Annotated in this window: 17 protein-coding genes; 1 reads left to right on the plus strand and 16 read right to left on the minus strand. The window is 53.2% G+C overall.

Annotated features, from left to right (window positions below; all coding sequences use genetic code 11):
- Nucleotide 1: 1 nt before the first annotated feature.
- Complete coding sequence (locus LOY45_RS19445; RefSeq protein WP_258578198.1) at nucleotides 2–439, plus strand: MaoC family dehydratase; 438 nt, start codon at nucleotides 2–4, stop codon at nucleotides 437–439.
- Nucleotides 440–501: 62 nt separating this feature from the next.
- On the opposite strand, the gene LOY45_RS19450 is transcribed toward LOY45_RS19445, so the two are convergent.
- From LOY45_RS19450 to LOY45_RS19525, 16 genes are all read right to left on the minus strand, one after another.
- Entirely contained in the window at nucleotides 502–2,499 is a 1,998-nt protein-coding gene (locus LOY45_RS19450; RefSeq protein WP_258578199.1) for a polysaccharide biosynthesis protein, read from the minus strand.
- Nucleotides 2,500–2,585: 86 nt separating this feature from the next.
- Nucleotides 2,586–3,764, minus strand: a complete 1,179-nt coding sequence (locus LOY45_RS19455) for a DegT/DnrJ/EryC1/StrS family aminotransferase (protein WP_258578200.1) — start codon at nucleotides 3,762–3,764, stop codon at nucleotides 2,586–2,588.
- Nucleotides 3,765–4,047: 283 nt separating this feature from the next.
- Nucleotides 4,048–4,644, minus strand: a complete 597-nt coding sequence (locus LOY45_RS19460) for a sugar transferase (RefSeq protein WP_258578201.1) — start codon at nucleotides 4,642–4,644, stop codon at nucleotides 4,048–4,050.
- Between the two features lie 50 nt (nucleotides 4,645–4,694).
- Nucleotides 4,695–5,915, minus strand: coding sequence for a glycosyltransferase family 4 protein (locus tag LOY45_RS19465; protein WP_258578202.1), 1,221 nt, complete (start codon nucleotides 5,913–5,915; stop codon nucleotides 4,695–4,697).
- 5 nt (nucleotides 5,916–5,920) lie between these two features.
- A complete protein-coding gene (gene wecB, locus LOY45_RS19470) occupies nucleotides 5,921–7,051 on the minus strand; it encodes a non-hydrolyzing UDP-N-acetylglucosamine 2-epimerase (RefSeq protein WP_134061707.1) in 1,131 nt (376 codons plus the stop codon).
- Nucleotides 7,052–7,077: 26 nt separating this feature from the next.
- Nucleotides 7,078–8,190, minus strand: a complete 1,113-nt coding sequence (gene wbjC / locus LOY45_RS19475) for a UDP-2-acetamido-2,6-beta-L-arabino-hexul-4-ose reductase (protein WP_258578203.1) — start codon at nucleotides 8,188–8,190, stop codon at nucleotides 7,078–7,080.
- A gap of 3 nt (nucleotides 8,191–8,193) precedes the next feature.
- On the minus strand, nucleotides 8,194–9,228 hold the full coding sequence (locus tag LOY45_RS19480) for a polysaccharide biosynthesis protein (RefSeq protein WP_134061703.1): 1,035 nt from the start codon (nucleotides 9,226–9,228) through the stop codon (nucleotides 8,194–8,196).
- A gap of 30 nt (nucleotides 9,229–9,258) precedes the next feature.
- Entirely contained in the window at nucleotides 9,259–10,041 is a 783-nt protein-coding gene (locus tag LOY45_RS19485; RefSeq protein ID WP_134061701.1) for an AglZ/HisF2 family acetamidino modification protein, read from the minus strand.
- Between the two features lies 1 nt (nucleotide 10,042).
- The gene (gene hisH / locus LOY45_RS19490; RefSeq protein WP_134061699.1) at nucleotides 10,043–10,657 is read right to left on the minus strand and encodes an imidazole glycerol phosphate synthase subunit HisH; all 615 of its coding nucleotides are present in this window, start codon (nucleotides 10,655–10,657) and stop codon (nucleotides 10,043–10,045) included.
- Nucleotides 10,654–11,790 (minus strand): N-acetyl sugar amidotransferase, encoded by a 1,137-nt coding sequence (locus LOY45_RS19495; RefSeq protein ID WP_258578204.1) that lies wholly within the window; start codon nucleotides 11,788–11,790, stop codon nucleotides 10,654–10,656. Before LOY45_RS19495 ends, hisH begins: the two co-directional genes overlap by 4 nt.
- Nucleotides 11,791–11,804: 14 nt before the next feature.
- On the minus strand, nucleotides 11,805–12,947 hold the full coding sequence (locus LOY45_RS19500; RefSeq protein ID WP_258578205.1) for a glycosyltransferase family 4 protein: 1,143 nt from the start codon (nucleotides 12,945–12,947) through the stop codon (nucleotides 11,805–11,807).
- Nucleotides 12,944–13,552, minus strand: a complete 609-nt coding sequence (locus LOY45_RS19505; protein WP_258578206.1) for a CatB-related O-acetyltransferase — start codon at nucleotides 13,550–13,552, stop codon at nucleotides 12,944–12,946. Before LOY45_RS19505 ends, LOY45_RS19500 begins: the two co-directional genes overlap by 4 nt.
- A 4-nt stretch (nucleotides 13,553–13,556) precedes the next feature.
- The gene (locus LOY45_RS19510) at nucleotides 13,557–14,846 is read right to left on the minus strand and encodes a hypothetical protein (protein WP_258578207.1); all 1,290 of its coding nucleotides are present in this window, start codon (nucleotides 14,844–14,846) and stop codon (nucleotides 13,557–13,559) included.
- 192 nt (nucleotides 14,847–15,038) lie between these two features.
- Entirely contained in the window at nucleotides 15,039–16,397 is a 1,359-nt protein-coding gene (locus LOY45_RS19515) for a polysaccharide deacetylase family protein (RefSeq protein WP_258578208.1), read from the minus strand.
- Complete coding sequence (locus LOY45_RS19520; protein ID WP_258578209.1) at nucleotides 16,397–17,365, minus strand: GNAT family N-acetyltransferase; 969 nt, start codon at nucleotides 17,363–17,365, stop codon at nucleotides 16,397–16,399. Before LOY45_RS19520 ends, LOY45_RS19515 begins: the two co-directional genes overlap by 1 nt.
- On the minus strand, nucleotides 17,362–18,339 hold the full coding sequence (locus LOY45_RS19525) for a methionyl-tRNA formyltransferase (RefSeq protein ID WP_258578210.1): 978 nt from the start codon (nucleotides 18,337–18,339) through the stop codon (nucleotides 17,362–17,364). The genes LOY45_RS19520 and LOY45_RS19525 overlap by 4 nt, the downstream gene beginning before the upstream one ends.
- Nucleotides 18,340–18,343 lie beyond the last annotated feature (4 nt).

Below are 18,343 nucleotides of genomic sequence, written 5' to 3' on the forward strand. Positions count from 1 at the left end.
AATGAACGATTTGGCACTGGGTTCGATCCCGATCGAGAAAATTGAGCCCGGTATGACCGTGCGTTATTCCCAGACAATCTCTGACGCAGACATTAAAGCATTTGCAGGCATTAGCGGCGACCACAACCCGGTCCACGTCGATAGCGAATACGCGGAACGCTCCAGATTTGGAAAGCGAATTGCCCATGGGCTGATGTCGGCTGGATTTTTTTCGGCCCTGTTTGGCACAAAGCTGCCTGGCCCTGGCTGTGTCTATGTATCGCAAACACTGGTATTCAAGCGACCGGTGTATATCGACGATACCGTGACTGCAGCGGTAACCGTTACAAAGGTCGACAAAGAGAAAGGTCGCGTATTTTTTGACACTACCTGCACGGTCAGAGGCAAAGCGGTCATAACTGGAAATGCCGAGATATTTATTCCGAAGAGCAAATCCTGATACGCCCCCATCATTAGGGGCGCTCCGAAGAGCGGGCAGCCGTTTCAGACTGCCCGACTTCATCAAGGATCAAGTCGTCGCTGTTGATAGATCCAGTCAACAATTTCACCTTCCGGCGTGTAACCGCTGACCGTCTCTCTTAACAGTTGGCGTACGCGACTGTAGTCATCTCCAGTCACGGCAGCAAGCAACTGAGCGAGCCTGTCTTTCAACACATCCCAAGATAAGTAGTCTTCTTGTGCACTCATTATCATTGGGTGGCGAGTGGCAACGACATTGTCACCAATTAGTAACTCTTCATACAGCTTTTCACCGGGTCGCAAGCCGGTGAATTCGATGGCGACATCACCATGGGGGTTGCGTTCGGAGCGAATGCTTAATCCTGAAAGGTGAATCATTTTTTCCGCCAGCTCGACGATTTTTACCGGCTCACCCATGTCCAGTACGAAAACATCCCCCCCCTGCCCCATGGAGCCGGCTTGGATAACGAGCTGCGCCGCTTCGGGAATGGTCATAAAGTAACGGGTAATCTTGGGGTGAGTAACCGTTAACGGACCACCGGCCTTAATCTGTTTGTGGAACAGTGGAATAACCGACCCAGATGAGCCCAACACATTTCCAAATCGAACCATCGTAAACCGTGTTTTGTTCACCTGGGAAACATTCCCAACATCGCCAAATAACACAGGAGCAACTTCGTTACTCAAGGCTTGCAAGGTCATTTCTGCCAGACGCTTGGTACTTCCCATTACATTAGTTGGACGCACTGCTTTATCTGTTGATATCAGTACAAAGTTCGCAATCCCTGCCTGCAATGCCGCCTGCGCGGTGTTCAATGTGCCAATGACATTGTTCAATACACCTTCGGCAATGTTGTGCTCAACCATCGGCACGTGCTTGTAGGCAGCGGCGTGATATACAGTATCAACCCGCCACGTCTTCATAATATCAAGTAATTGTGTTTGATTACGAACTGAGCCAAGAATCGGTAACAGGCGCACGGCCAACGACTCTCGGGTAACTCGTTGTTCGAGTTCTGTCAGAATACTGTAAAGGTTGAATTCACTGTGTTCGAACAGAATCAGTGTTTTCGGCCCCAGCCCTATAATCTGACGGCACAACTCCGAACCAATCGAGCCGCCCGCACCAGTCACCAATACCGACTGCCCTACGATGCAGCGCTCAAGTAGATCATCCTGCGCCGGGACCGCGTCACGCCCCAACAGGTCAGCAATATCAACTTCCTGAATATCATCGACTTTAACCCGACCACTGGCCAGGTCCATGAAACCGGGCACACTTCGGACATGCAATGGAAAGCCTTCCAAGTACCCCAGAATTTCCCGGCGACGTCCACGAGGAGCAGAAGGAATTGCCAACAGCACTTCCTGAGCGCCGGTGACATCAATCATGCGCTGAATATTGCGCGGCTTGTAAACCTGCAGACCTGAAATAACCCGGTCAGCAATACTGCTGTCATCATCAATAAACGCAACCGGACGCATGACCTTACCCATGCGCAATGCGGCGACAAGCTGATTTCCTGCAGCGCCTGCACCATAGATAGCGACCTTTGGCAATCCATCATCCCGACTGGTGAACGGCACATGCTGAGCCGCAGTGAACCAGTCGCCCAGAAAGTACTGACGCATTGCCAGACGCAACCCGCCAACCATGATCAGACTCAACCACCAATAGTTAAATATAATTGAGCGCGGCACCACATTCTGGTGATTGCTATACCAGTAAACAACGACACCCAGAATCAACGCAGACAGGCTGACCGCCTTGATAATTGCTATCAACGCGTCATTGCCAAAATAACGCATTACCGCACGGTACATACCGAAGCGAATAAACAGGGGAATCGCGACAATCGGCGCAGTGACAAATAGCCATAAGTGCTCGATAACGGGGTTGATCATTTCGTCGATGCCAAGGCGTACAACGAATGCCAGCCACAGTGCCACCCAGACCAACAGGATGTCCGTAGTGACCTGAATCAACCGCTTTTGACGGCGTGGCAGGCTCAAGAGCCAATTACGAAACGTATCAATCATCCTTACTGAACCCCACCACAAATCCCCTGAATATTTCCGTTACTTCGCATAGCCTTCCACTGGTCACGCCATGATGAATGAACAGCTTACTTCTGCGTTGCGAGGGCCATGACAACCTGCAAAACATCGCAGGTTTGCTGCATCTCCGCTTCCGTCAAAGTCGGATGCACCAGAAACATTAAACTGGTTTCACCGAGCTCCTGCGCTACGGCTAAGCGCGTTGTGGGGCGCCAGCCTGTGTTGTCGAAGGCCTTTTCCAAATAGACTTCAGAGCACGACCCGGCGAAGCACGGCACACCTCGTGCGACAACCTCAGAAATAATACGGTCGCGCGACCAACCTTCGGCAAGCTGCTGGGGTTCAACAAATACGTAACATTTGTAGGCAGCGTGGGTAATGTCCGAACTTATGGAAGGTACGCGCAGCCCCGGCAACACGTCTGCACAACGCCAGATTGATTGTGCATTATTCAGTCGCGCAGCATGCCATGCTGGCATCCGCTCCAACTGAATGCGTCCAATCGCTCCCTGAACCTCAAGCATCCGCCAATTGGTGCCAAAACTCTCGTGCAGCCAACGGAAGCCTGGAGCATGTTCACGCTCGTAAACAGCTTCCCAGCTCTTGCCATGATCCTTGAATGCCCACATGGTCGACCAAAGCTGCCGATCGTTGGTAGTGACCATACCGCCTTCGCCACCCGTGGTCATGATCTTGTCCTGACAGAACGACCAAGCACCGACATGGCCGATCGAACCGACAGGACGTCCCTTGTAGAGAGCCCCATGCGCCTGGGCACAGTCTTCGATAACCTTCAGATCGTGCTTGGCAGCCAACGCCATGATCGGGTCCATATCGCACGGCCATCCGGCCAGGTGAACACAGATGATGCCTCGAGTCCGCGGAGTCAGCACCGCTTCGATAGTCTGTGCCGTGATGTTCTGGGTATCTCGATCGACTTCAGCGAAGACTGGAACGGCCCCGGCGTTGACTATGCTCGATACCGATGCAAGAAAAGTACGAGGCGTGACGATGACTTCGTCGCCCGCGCCGATGCCTAATGCATGCAACGCCAGATCCAGGGCAACAGTTCCGTTGGCTAACGCAATTGCATACTCAGTTCCCGCCCAGGTGGCGAAGGACTTCTCAAACTCGCGGCATTCCTGGCCGGTCCAGTAGTTGACCCTGTTGGAAAGCACAACATTACGAACGGCGTCGGCCTCTGCGTCAGTAAAGGAAGGCCAAGGAGAAAAAGGGGTATTCAACACAACGGTTACCTGCTATCCAGAATTGAAAAGGAGCAATCGGCAATTCAACTGGCCACACGGCATGATCAGCCAGACCGTCCATGACCTTGAAGCATCTCAGCAGCGACTCAAAGAAACTCATGCAATTATGCCGCTTGCATCATGGTATCAGGAATATCCCGCACGACGTGGCAACGCTGCTCACTGCCACAAGAGAAAAGTTACAAGGCCCATGGCGCCGACTCGTCGAGGTCTGTTACCGGCTGGCCCGTCACTCCCGGAGGCGCTGACGGGCCTGTCTCAATCACTTTTTGGAGCCAGTGAACCTGGACATTGTGACTTCGCCATCAGCGCTGATACCGTCCCGGATGAGGACTTTTTTGATAGTCAGAAAGATGATTTTTATGTCCAACCAGAAAGACTGGTTGTCGACATACCAGACATCCAGCTTGAATTTGTCTTCCCATGATAATGCATTGCGCCCGTTGATCTGAGCCCAGCCAGTCACCCCAGGACGGGCGTCATGTCGACGCAGTTGCTCTGCATCATACAACGGCATGTACTCCATCAGCAGTGGCCGCGGACCGACAAGACTCATGTCGCCCTTGATGACATTCCACAGCTCTGGCAATTCGTCCAGACTACTGGCGCGAAGAAAACTACCAAAGGCCGTCATCCGCTGTGCATCCGGTAAAGTATTACCTTGAGCATCAACGGCATCAAGCATGGTACGAAACTTAACCATCTCGAACGGTTTTCCATCTCGCCCCGGGCGCACTTGCCTAAACAACACCGGGGACCCGAGCCGCCTGCGAATTAAGTACGCAACGACGACAACGACGGGTGACAGGAGCAACAATCCTAGGCTCGCCGCCAGTACATCAAAAGTACGTTTCAACATCAAAAGCCCCTATCTACAACGCCCCTGCAACAACTGAGTGGCTGTGCACTTTAATTGGACAATTTCCTGAAATGTGCTCCGAACCGCTCAGCCCCCACGCGCAGAGACAATCGTTGCTGATAATACTCCTGCCCTTTCCTGCCCATTTCAATCCTCTCCGGGAGAGATAACTGGAACAAAGCCATAGCGGCATCAGCCAATGATTGCGGGTTCTCAGACTCGCTGACTACTCCGCAATCCGCATCGCGCACCAGATCCGCGGCATCACCATCGACCGCCATGAGGATCGGCTTCCCTGCTGCCATGTAGGCTTGGGTTTTCGAGGGAATGGTGATGGTAAACAAGGGATCCTTTTTCAAGTGCACCAGCAATGCATCAGCGTTGGCAAGGTAGTTCCCCACTTCCGACATGGGTACGCCAGGCAAAAACGTGACATTGCTCAATTTTTTGGAGGCGACCTGCTTTTTCAGATTTTCGACCTCGACCCCTCCCCCGAGGAGCACAAACATCACGTCCGGCGCTCGCTCGTTCAACAATTCAGCAGCGGATACGACCGTTTCTAGCGCCTGTGCTTTACCCATGTTGCCAGCGAACAGGATTCTGAAACGAGATGCCTCGGGAAAGTTGCTTGGTGGCTCGGTTGCGGTGGCGCACACCATGTCTTCGGCACACCAGTTGTAAATGACGTCGACCTTTGGCCCAGGCACCTGACGCTCTACCAGTAGTCGCTTGAATCCCGGTGACAATACGACGATTTGATCGACACGCCGATAAACCCAATCGCATACACGACTGATGACGTTGAGCGCTTTCTCGTTAGAGAACATCCCCGTCGCCCTGAGCGTATCCGGCCACATATCCTGAATGTCATAGACCACCGGCACACGCCGCAGCAGGCGAATGAAGGCCGCGGCGATACCAACGGTCAGTGGCGGATGGTAGGCGTATATGACATCGGGTTTCTTTGCCCCAAACAGCCCGTAGAGCAGGCTGCTGGCAGCGAAACTGATGTAATTGAGCACGCGACCAATGCCACTTTGCCCATGACTCGGGTATAGCGGTACGCGCGTTACCGTGACGCCATCAATGACTTCACGCTGAATGAGCTTTATCCGGTATCCCGGATAAAGCTTGCCGCCGGGGTAGTTGGGAAACCCGGTGACGACTTCAACTTCAAATCCCTGCGCGACCAACTCCCGAGCAAAAACCAGTCCCTTGAATGTCGGTTCAGGATCAAACCACTGAGTCAACAATAGAACACGAGTGGTCATCCCGATTAGTACCTTCTCCAGACGGTGCGCATGACGTAATCACGGTAACTGTGAATGATCCGCACGACCTTCTCGGAGACATTCGGCATGCTGTAGTCTTCAACCAGACGGAAGTTGCGCGCCGCGCCACGAGCCTGGCTTTCGATCAACCGCAAGCCTTGCAACACACGCTCTACTTCCAGGCCGGTCATCATCACTGCAGCCTCTTCCATCCCTTCCGGCCGCTCATGGGCTTCACGCAGGTTCAGCGCCGGGAAGTTGAGGATCGACGACTCTTCGTTGATCGTGCCGCTGTCCGACAATGCCGCCTTGGACGACAACTGCAATTTGTTGTAGTCGGTAAAGCCCAAGGGCTTGAGCAGACGGACGTTGGCATGGAAGGTGACACCCAGGGCATCGACACGCTTTTGCGTGCGCGGATGGGTGGACACGATTACCGGCAAATCGAACTGCTCGGCAACCGTGTTGAGAACGTCAACCAGTTTGAGGAAGTTTTTGTCGGCTTCGATGTTTTCCTCACGGTGAGCGCTCACCACGAAGAACTGACCTTCCTGCAGGCCAAGGCGCTCAAGGACATCCGAGGCATCGATGCGCGGCCGATAGTGCGAAAGCACTTCGAACATCGGGCTACCGGTCTTGATCACCATGTCAGGAGAAAGCCCCTCGCGAAGCAGGTAATCCCGGGCGATGGTGCTATAGGTCAGGTTGATGTCGGCAGTATGGTCGACAATTCGCCGGTTGATCTCTTCAGGCACACGCATGTCAAAGCAGCGATTGCCCGCTTCCATGTGGAAAGTCGGAATCTTGCGGCGCTTGGCCGGAATGACGGCCATGCAGCTGTTAGTGTCCCCCAGCACCAGCAGTGCCTCGGGCTCGACCTCAGCCAGCACGCGATCGACGGCAATGATCACATTACCAATGGTTTCCGCGCCGGAGGCACCAGCTGCGTTGAGGAAGTGGTCGGGTTTGCGAATACCCAGATCCTGGAAGAAGATCTCATTGAGCTCATAATCGTAGTTCTGGCCGGTGTGCACCAGCACATGCTCACAATGCTCGTCCAGTGCAGCCATGACGCGCGACAGACGAATGATTTCCGGACGGGTACCGACGACGGTCACGACTTTCATTTTTTTCATCAAGTTCTCTCCCTGAATCATCTCGCTCACGGGCACAACGGCAGCGCGTAAGTATCCGGATGTTCACGGTCAAAAATTTCATTTGCCCAAAGCATCACGATCATTTCGTCATCACCAATGTTGGTGATGTCGTGAGTCCAGCCAGGCACCGTCTCGACAATGGTCGGCGTCTCGCCTGTGGTCTCGAGTTCATAGAACTCGCCGGACACGATGTGACGGAAGCGGAAGTTGGCCTTGCCTTTGATCACCAGAAATTTTTCGGTTTTCGAATGGTGATAATGGCCACCACGGGTAATTCCCGGGTGTGCGGTGAAATAGGAGAACTGCCCGGCATCCGGGGTTTTCAGCATTTCCACGAACACACCGCGAGGGTCGCCGTACTTGGGTACCTCGTAGGTGAACGATGCCGGCGGCAGGTAGCTCAGGTAGGTAGAGTAAAGCGCCCGCACCAGACCGGTTCCGACCGGCTCGGTGATCAACGTCGCGCGGCTGGCACGAAATGCGCGGATCTGCTCGGCAACAGCCCCCACAGTGGTGGCATACACCGGCTCAACATCGACCTTGCCTGGTGCTGATACCTGACCATCCATGATCGCCAGGAAGTGGCGAACGACATCGTCAACATACACCAGGGTGAGCGCTGCCGACTCATCGTGAATCTGGATAGGCAGATCATGTGCGATGTTATGGCAGAACGTGGCAACGGCAGAGTTGTAGTTGGGCCGTGCCCATTTACCAAACACGTTGGGCAAACGGAAGACATAGACCGGGCAGCCATGCTGTCCGGCCAGTTCATCCAGCGCCTGCTCTGCTGCCAACTTGCTCTGGCCGTAGGGGTTGTCCCGATCGGCCTGTATCGAAGAGGTGTAGACCAACGGAATTTTGCGGCCGGAGGCGACCACTGCATCACACAGTTGCCGAGTCAGGTCCCTGTTGCCGGTCGCAAATTCAGCAGGGTCTTGGGGACGGTTTACACCGGCAAGATGAAAGATGCAGTCAACTTCGGCAACTCTGGCTTGCAACAACGCCGGGGCATCACCACGGGCAAAACCCAATACCTCGATATCGCTGCGCTCGCGCAGGTGAGCCACCAGGTTACTGCCAATGAAACCGTTAATGCCGGTAATCAGAACCTTCATCTACTACTCCTCTGGCGTGGCATGCTCGCCACGCTGGATCGCCTGCATGAATTCCAGCTTCAGCAACAGTTGCTGCATGCCGGCAACGTCCAGACGCTGAGTATTGTGCGAGTTGTAGTCTTCGGTGTGGGAGATCTTTTCTTCGCCTTGTTCGACAAACTTGCTGTAGTTCAGATCGCGCAAATCTGGCGGTACACGGAAATAGTCGCCCATGTCTTCGGCACAGGCCATCTCTTCGCGGCTGAGCAAGGCTTCGTAAAGCTTCTCGCCATGACGGGTACCGATGACCTGAATAGGATGCTCAGGCTTGCCCACCATCTGGGTCAGGGCTTTGGCCAGCGTCTCTACCGTGGCGGCCGGCGCCTTCTGCACGAACAGATCGCCGCTGTTGCCATGCTTGAAGGCATACAGCACCAAGTCGACTGCGTCAGCGAGCGTCATCATGAAGCGGGTCATGTTCGGATCAGTGATCGACAGCGGAACACCCTGGCGAATCTGTTCGATGAACAACGGGATCACCGAACCACGCGATGCCATCACGTTACCGTAGCGTGTACCGCAGATTACGGTCTTGCGCTCATCGACGTTACGGGACTTGGCAACCATGACTTTTTCCATCATGGCCTTGGAGATCCCCATGGCATTAATGGGGTAGACCGCCTTGTCGGTGCTCAGGCATACCACCCGACGCACTTCGTTCTGGATAGCCGCCTCGAGTAGGTTTTCGGTGCCGATGACGTTGGTCTTGACCGCTTCCATCGGATGGAATTCGCAGGATGGCACTTGCTTGAGCGCCGCCGCATGGAAAATATAATCAACACCGCGGGTGGCGTTCAGGACACTTTGATAATCACGCACGTCGCCGATATAGAACTTCAGCTTGCTATTGGCATAGCGCTTGCGCATGTCATCCTGCTTTTTCTCATCACGGCTGAATATGCGAATTTCTGCAATATCCGTATCGAGAAAACGCTTGAGCACCGCATTACCAAAAGAGCCGGTGCCGCCAGAAATAAGAAGTTTTTTTCCACTGAACATAATGAGTCCTGAATTCGATGCAAGCGTCTGTCAGTTTGATTGCAAGGCTGAGTAGATGACGTCGTCCTTTTGCTGCGCGCTTGGGTAGCTGATCAATACGGCGCGGTAAGGCCCCTTGAACACAAAGAAGCTACCTGCCGAAACGCCCACCACGCCACACTTGGCAATCACTTTGTGCATGTCCTCGAGCGATCCGCCGCCGCCAAGGATAGTGATGGGGATATTGACCGTCTGGCGCAGTTTAACCGCGAGCTCGACATCGTAGCCTTTCATCCGACCGTCGTTGTCGATCGAATTGATGACAATCTCCCCGGCTCCGAGCTCGGCCATCTCGGCAGCGACCTCCAGGACCGAGCGTTTGGTATTGCGGGTACCGTTGTGAGTCCATACATCCTGGGTGCTACCCAGCAACCTGCGCTTGTGGTCAAGGACCACGACCACGCTCTGGCGTCCGATTTCCTCAGCGATCTGGGTGATCAGCTGCGGGTTTTCCAGGGCTGCCGAACTGATCGCAACCTTTTCCACACCCAGGCTGATGATCTTGCGGGCTTGCTCGGGAGTGCGTACACCGCCACCATAGCAAAGCGGCATGCGGCATTCGGCGGCCAGGTTGGCAATACGTTGGTAGTTGGGCTCTGCGCCTTGTACCGAAGCGTCGATATCCAGCACCACCAACTCGTCAGCTTCCTTCTCGTTGAAGATTTTGACTGCGTTGATCGGGTCGCCGACGTATTTAGGGTCCTTGAAGCGGACGGTCTTTACCAGACCGCCATCCTGAATCAGTAGGCAAGGAATAATTCTGGGCCTGAGCATGTCAAATTTCCGCGAAGTTCTTCAGGAGGTTGGAACCCCAGTGATGGCTTTTTTCGGGGTGAAACTGAACACCGAAAACATTGCCTTGCGCCACCGCACAGACAAAATCATGGCCATAGGAGGCGCTAGCCGCAGCCCCTTCGGCACCTTCGCAATCAAAGTAGAAAGAGTGCAGGAAATAGAACCTGGCATCGTCTTCCATACCCTTGAACAACGGAGAGCCCGACGCCGGACGCACATCATTCCAGCCCATGTGCGGCAACGGAAGGTCCTTCAGACCGGGGGCACTGGCAAATGCCTTGACCCGCCCGTTGACCCAGCCCAGCCCAGGCAACGAGCCTTCATCGCTGGCTGCCGCGAGAATCTGCATGCCCACGCAGATCCCCAACACCGGCACCTTCTCTTCACCCACCATACGCTCAAGGGTAGGACGCATGCCTGAAGCGTCCAGGCGCTCCATCGCATGATCGAATGCGCCGACCCCTGGAAGGATCAGGCGCTGTGCGCCCCGCAAGTCATCCGCCTGCCGGGCAACGCTCACGGGAATGTTCAAGCGCTTGTAAACATTGACAAACGCCTGAATGTTACCTAATCCATAATCGATGATCGTGATCATCTGAACAGCCTTCTTTCCAAGCCCAAAGCGCTCATTACACGCGATCCGACGCCAATGAGGAAGCGCTTGTTACGGTAATCGTGGTAGGTCTTGTTGTCGCCTTCGAAAATTTCCTGCAACTGTTCGACTGTCAGGTCCAGTTTGTTGGCGACATACTCGAACTCGCCTTTGAGGAACTGCTCGTCCAGCTCGGGCGTGGAAATGCGTTCCAGCGCCGCGTCACGGGTCATCTGGCCGGTCATGATCAGGCTCGAGAAGTGTGCGCGACGCTTCTCATAGCCGAATTTGCGAGGCATCCAGTAGTCTTCATAGAAACGAGTAAAACGCGACTCATGGTGCTTATGTTTGAAGCGCTTCCAGCCGAACTTCTGCTCGAGGGTATCCTCGGCGTCCTTCTTGATATAGGGCACCAGGTTCAGCGGCTTGACCACTTCCATGCCCAGGATGCGCTGGTAGAGAATCTTGTAGATGAGAATATCGGTCAGCGGGAAGCTCTTGAGCTGACGTGTCCCGAAGCGACCGTGAATATCCTTGAATAGTGTCTTGTCGATACCTGGGTAGCCGCCCCACTCCTCGGGCTCACGACAGCATTCGGTCGAGTAGTTGGCACCAGTCAGCACATACTTGATCCGGTGCTGACGAGCAAATTTGTACAACCCGGAGAAAAAAGCCGCATCCTGCGGCATGTCCTGATCCGCAATCTGGGAACGCAAGAACGCCACTTGCAGGTCCTTCATCTCTTCCCAGTTGATCACTTCGGTATAGAGATCAAGCCCAAGGCCGTCGACCAGCTTTTCGATGTTGCCAACCGCCTGATCCGTGTTCCATCCGGCATCGACATGGAACAACAGCGGGCGCAAGCCCATCTTTTCCTTGGCTACGTAAGCCGCATAGGAGCTGTCCAACCCTCCGCTCAAACCAATGATGCAATCGAAATCCTTGCCACGCCCATGGGCCTTGATTTTGTCGGCCAACGCCATCAGCTCGGCTTCGCCGCGGTGATCTGTATGCCAGTTTGGCTTGATCGCTGCATTGAAGTTGTTGCAGTAGTCACAAATCCCATTGGCATCGAACGTGATCCGTGGGTCACGCGTATCCATGATGCATTGGGTACAGATCTGGTAGTGAGCCATTGTAAATTCCGTGGTTAAACCAAAAGGCGCGTCGCCATGCGGCGATAGTCTAAAAGGTCGGATGCGATTTCCAAAGAGCGCTGTGACATTTCCTCCAGTGCCGCCGGATTGCTTTCGACCGATCTGAAGGCTTCCACCAGTTGCTCTTGAGTGCTTACCTTCCAGCCGTTGCCTTTCACGAACGGCTGGTGGCTAGGAACATCGGCGATCACAACCGGGCGCCGGGCACACAGGCTCATCTGCATAGTGGCAGACTGGCTTCCAGGCTGAACATAGACATCGACAGCGCAGAGCAAACGGTACAACTCATCTGCAGTCTTCCATCCCAAGTGCTGCACCCGGGCGTCCGCAGAGGATAACTGAGTGACTTTTTCTTCGATTGACTCATGAACGCGGCCGACGATCAGAAAGCGAAAATCCTCGGCGCGTGTCGACGCAAACGCAGCCAGGCTTTCAATCAGCTTTTTCTTGGAGTCAAATTTCCCGGACTGCAGAAATACCGTGTGGTGCTGCTGGAGCCCCAGCGACGCCCTGGCTTCTGAGCGGTATTTTTGGTAGGTCGCATCGTCGGCAATATAGCCTCCCAGCGGAAAGAACTCCATGTCCTTCTCAGCCACCCCGTACTGATCACGGCAAAAATCAACGGTTTCCAAAGAGATGCATAGCACCTTGTCAATCCAGGGTAATGCGCGCCGAATAATTGGACGGTAGTAGAACCGATGGAGCAACTTGGATAACGTACCCGTCGCACTGTTATTCGCGTCTTCGTGGCTATCGACGTAGAGCCGCACTTGAGGATTGGCACGCTTGTAGGTTGCGACAGTAAGCAACTCCCAACCGCACATTCCATGAAAGACAATCACATCCGGGGAAAAGCGCTCAAGAATGGAAGCCACACCAGGGTGCATGCGGAGTTTTTTCTTGATGAAAAATGGAAACGCACCGGCATACGGCAAGCGAATAACCTTTGCACCATCGCTGCCCATGTACTCACTTGGAGCAACATAACCAAGGGATAAGTTATCAATATAGGTTTCAGTCGAAGCCACGACCAGTACATCGTGCCCGGCGGAGACATGCTCACGTACCAGTTCGTTTTCCTGGTAGCGATAGTTGTCGATGTAGAAGCAGGACAAACAGAGGTGAACGATTTTCATAAGAGGTTCTGACTTTTCAAAAAGGCTTCCGGGTCATTGAATTGGGTAGCGACCGCTGCCAGCTTCTCGTCAGAGTACTCCCACCACTTGCTCGCTAACAGCCCGGTGATGATTGCTTCAGAAAAACGATAGCGAATCAATTTTGCTGGATTACCAGCATAAATCGCATAGGGTGGAATGTTTTTTGTGACCACACTCCCCATTCCGACAACTGCACCGATGCCAATCGTCACCCCCCCTTTGACAAAAACCCCCTCACCGATCCAGACGTCATGCCCAATTGCAGTTTTTGCCTCCCAGCGATAGTCGTGCCGAGAGAATTTTTTCTTGATACTTTCCTTGTGTGCAAGAAATACCGGACTGGTGGAAACGAACTCGATCGGATGGCGCGCGCCACCGACAACCACGCGACTGGCAATTGAGCAAAATCGCCCAACCGAGGTATTGATAAAGGAGCAGTCATAACCGCAAAACGAATGCTCACCAAACTCACTCGAAATCACAGTACAACCAGATTCGATTTTTGAAGTTGCAGGAATGGACGAGTCAATGACCGCAGCCCCTCTCGCCTTCTTTAGAATCCTTGAAAACAGGTATCCAATCATTTTCTTACCTTCGCACGAATCTAAATCTGAATTTGTCCAGCCACAGCACCAGGATCCACAGCGCACCGCCAAATGAAGTCAACGCGGTAAAAATCGACCCATTCGTCGTTACAAATGCAAGCGGAAAAAGCACAGCAATCAAAAACAACTTATCCCAACCTCGCGATACTCTGTCGAGCACCAACATCCACAAGGTATATAAAAGACAGATAATCAAGACCCCAACATTGCCAAAACCAGCCACCCCGTCGGTTGCAATAAAGCTGGCATTGGATTGACTCTGAATACCCAGCAACCGTTCGGCAAGAATTTTGCCGATTGCCGGCCACTTGTCGTCACCCGCATAGGCTGCAGGAATATCTACAAGACTACCGATGACAGAAATATGCGCCCACTGCGTATACCCTTCAACCGAGAAAAAATCATAGTACTGACTTACCAACAAACCGGGACCGGCAATCAACCGAGTGAAAAAATAGAATCCTATCTGATTCAGAAAGCCCGATGACTCAGAAAACAAAGCCACCAAGGCAACCATCAACACCCCCGCGATGAACAAACCGCGAGTATTTCTTGCTCCAAATCCGCGCCAACGAAACATCATGACCAGTACAGTGATGACAAATGGCAGCAGCAGAACGGTACGCTCGGCGGTAATCATGTACATGAAAACAAATCCGCAGAAACCCACGAACAGTAGAAAAAACCGTTTATAGATGAGTCCCGTAGCAAACAACCCGGGAGAAAAAACATAAGCCAGGTAAACCTGACAGTAACCGATAAACAACGACGTGGCCGCCCCGGCCTCTCGCTGTTGATAAATCTGATCCAGGCCAGAGAAGGAAAGGATCGCACCATAGGTAGAATACAGCGTGATAAAGCAAATAGCCGCGCCCGCCAAAAAGCCGCTGATTACCAACGAGGATGGGCGTTTGGCACCTTGCTCACTGACGGCCACGGCGCGAACGGCAATACAACAAATCACAATACCCAGGGAAAAATTAAAAAAAAGCCAAAAATACCGCGCTAATGAATCGTTGTAATTAAGCATCGCAACAATCAAAGAGGGTACGTAAACAAAAAATAAATGGCATAGATAAATAATGAAGATGGCTTCTGAAAGTGCAGCGGCAAGAAAGCGGCTGTACATGCCAGGAAAGTGAACGCTACTAACAGTGCGCCCACGCCATACTCGGGTTGATTGAACCCCCAGAATGCTTGCTCCACAGCAAGGTACCGCTCGTGCCCCAAGACAATAGCGCCCCCATAGACCAACACCCAGAAAATCAACCATAGGCGATCCTTGGACACAAGCCAGGATACCTTTTTGCCCGGCTCCATCACCTCTATAGAACTCAACACCACCCCCGCGCACCTTTATTAGACAATTCTATTAGCTCAGCAACTCCTAGCCGCCTGCAGGAGATCCAGACACCGCCCCTGAACCCAACCAAAATGCTTAAATTTTTTCTAAGCTCAAAAACAGTCAACCCAGGATACTCGAATAGAACGCTCGCTCTTCACGGGTTAGCAAGTTTGAATTATGCCAAAGCAACGTAAACTGACCGCCTACCGCTCGACAGGCAGCCTTGAGCTCTTCAACCAACGCCAGCGCCTGATCTCCCACCCCAAGACCCAAATAAGAATCACTCGTCAAGGTCACATCCATAACCACCAGCGGTCGGATACGAAGCTGCAGTTGCTTTTGCTCAACCGCGTCGAACGCTGGATACTCATGGCAGGTTCCACACCGGAACCCCGGAACCTCAGCATACCCTAAAGTGCTGTCGTACCTCATGAGCGCCTCTTCCCAGGCGTTGAGAGTGACAGGATGTCGCCAACGCAAAAAATGCATCCGCCCACCCCACGTCTGTTGCACAACCCCCTCCTCCTCACACACCTTGCGTAGGCGGTCGGCCTCTCTCTTTACTCCGGCGGGCGACAAGTAGGTGTTGTAACTCGGATGCAGACCGATTTCATGGCCACGCTGGTGAATGGAGCGTAATAACTCCCGAATGGCTGGATGTTCAATCTCATAGTCACTATCTTTGCTAGCATCGGTGCGGCCACAAATGAAGTAAAAAGCGCTCACCAGGCCATGCTGCTCCGATTGATCCATCAGCCAGGCGAAGGTGTTGCTCGGATCCAAACGACTTATGCGCTTTCGGCCGGCATACTTGATAAACGGTCCGCGTATTGCTGATAGCAAGTCACGACGCTTGAGCAAATCCCCACCCATGGCCCGCACCACCCCTCGAGCAGAGCGAAAAGCATATCTGCTTGGTTCATCTACATCATGGGAAACCAGAGTAGTGAAAACCGGTTGTTTCAGCGAAATATCTTGCCATTGTCGACAAACCATCTCTCCAAAAACCGCCAACCATTCATCAACTAGAGGACGATCCAGGTACCCTCGTTTGAATGCATTGGATTGGTAGGCTGGAAAGCGATCATGCTCATCGACGACTGAAGAGTGAATTTCCTCACAACGCGCGAGCATCCAGTAGATGAAACCGAACAAATCATAATTAACCAGATAGCCGCCATCCTTCTCAGATACCAACGGCGCGGGTAAATGCTCGACCCCCGGGGCAATCAATGTATCCAGATAGACAGGGCTCCAACCTTCCTGCCGCGCCGGCCATTGCGCGCAAGGAAGCTCTGAGTCGTGGCGGTTGAAGGTCACAACATCGATTGGAAACTGCAAGCTCCCAGACCGCCCTGCGATAGACACGTTGAGGAAAGGCGCTGAAAGTTCAAATACGAACGCTTGCCCGAACCGCTCGTAAAGCAGCGCATGCAACCAGTCAAAGATGGACTGATTCGGCCAACCGGAAGCACTCATTAGCCTTTCCTCCGGAGATCCTGAAGAAAAAAATAAGTCTTCAGCAGTTTGGATGGGGTCTTGGTAATGGAGAAGTAAGGAACTTGCGACGCACCAAAACCGCGAAAAAATCGCTCAACAGGCTCAAGCATCGAACCTTCGAAATCGAACGCCTTGGTTACTGTGCTGGCCAGCTTTATTGCTTCCCACATGCACAGGCTGGTAGCACCACTATTGCGCAACTCGGGATCACCGCCCCCCATGATGTAATAGGCACTGTTCTGGTCCCAGACGATATAAACACCGGCGTGACGGCGCCCTTCCGGGTCTTCGGCGATCAGAATCGCACGACGCTTGCGCTCCGCGCAGGCGTCGTCAATGCGCTTGACCAAATCACGGGAGTAAGGGACCTTCATCCCCTGCCGCTGAAAGACAAGGTTGTTGAGCTTGAGAAACTCGTCCACATCCAGGTCAGTTCTTATTTTTAACGAAAAACGCCCTTCCGCCTTTCTAACGTCGCCGCGAATATTCTGCTGGAATTGATCCCAGAGTGCCGTGTGATCATTCAAGTTATCGAGAATATAGGTGTAACGGGTCGTCTGGGCAAAACCCGCCCAATAGAAGGGCAACCAGTTAGTTTTACTGCTTGGCCAACCAGCAGCAAAATGATCGAAATTATAGGCAGAGAGTTGCCCGACCAACTCCGTCAGCAAATCCTTCTCATGTGCCAAACGCTTTGAGTATTTGGCCGAAGTTGGCTTGAACCAGGGCCCCAGGTGCTGAGTGAGTACAGGCATGGTCAGAAGCTTCAGACCTGCTCGTTTCTTCACAACGAATGGCATGCTCGCGACGACCTGATCGTCCTTGAGGCACAGGGCCACATCCCAATCTTCCCCAGCTACCGCGTCCAGCCACCAATCCTGGCTAAAAAGGGGCAATGCGTCTTCCGAACGACATAGCGCGCGATAACGCTGTTTCCGGTCAATCACAGTGACCCCCTTCTCAAAACAGTGACTAAGACAAATACGGCGAAACGCTTGATACTGAACGCCTGGGTCAATTTAATAGTTCCTTCTTTACAGGCAATGCGATACTCCCCGTTTTGGCGGTGTATTCTACCAACACGAAGTTGGCTTGTATCCTCTAACCGATAGTCCTCAACAGACCACCGCTGCCCACGGTAAAGGCCCTGAGGCGGCGGCACGGCATTCAACCATTGCTCGGTGCCACGAAGAACATGCCAAATTTTTTCAATCGACCAGGTCTGCCAATCAATGATTGCCCCGTGTTCTTCGGTCTTGAGATTACGAGCACGGACAGTCGGCGAGTCCGCCGGTTGCGCCATGCGTTGCTCTGCCCCCGCCTCCAACTGATCTAGAACACGTAAAAGCAAAGCGACTCCCAGCTCACTGACAACTCTTTGAGAACGCTCCGGTGACTTCATGCCCAAAGGAACGTCGAGTTTCTCCTGCAGCAGAATATCCCCTGTATCTTCCCCGTCGTCGACAAAGTGAACAGTCGCCCCAGGATGAAGATCGACATCATAGTAGTGCCAAAAATCTGGGTTTGGACCACGGTAATTAGGTAAATATGAAGGATGGAGATTGATCGCCCCTAGCCGCGGAATCGAGTAAATGTTTCGACGCAGCAACTGCGACATGCTATGGACAACAATCACATCCGGCTGCAACTGACGGAGCCACTCCTCCAGCCCGGCATCCTGGCTCGAATACATCAAGCGATAGGCGATACCTTTCTGTTGGCAAAAGCTTTTCAGGAAGCCAACAGCAAAAAGCCACTGAGCCAGCCACCCTAGAGCGTTACGCATGAACACGGAAATACGGCCTCTGGCCGCGCCACGCGACGCAGATTCAAGAATCCCTACCACCGAGTGGCCAGATTCGACCAAGGGGGGAACTATTCGGGAAACACCCTGGGTAATGATGACTATCTTTAACGACATTTAG

The sequence above is a fragment of the Pseudomonas wadenswilerensis genome (assembly GCF_024749185.1).
In the GTDB taxonomy this organism is placed as follows: domain Bacteria; phylum Pseudomonadota; class Gammaproteobacteria; order Pseudomonadales; family Pseudomonadaceae; genus Aquipseudomonas; species Aquipseudomonas wadenswilerensis.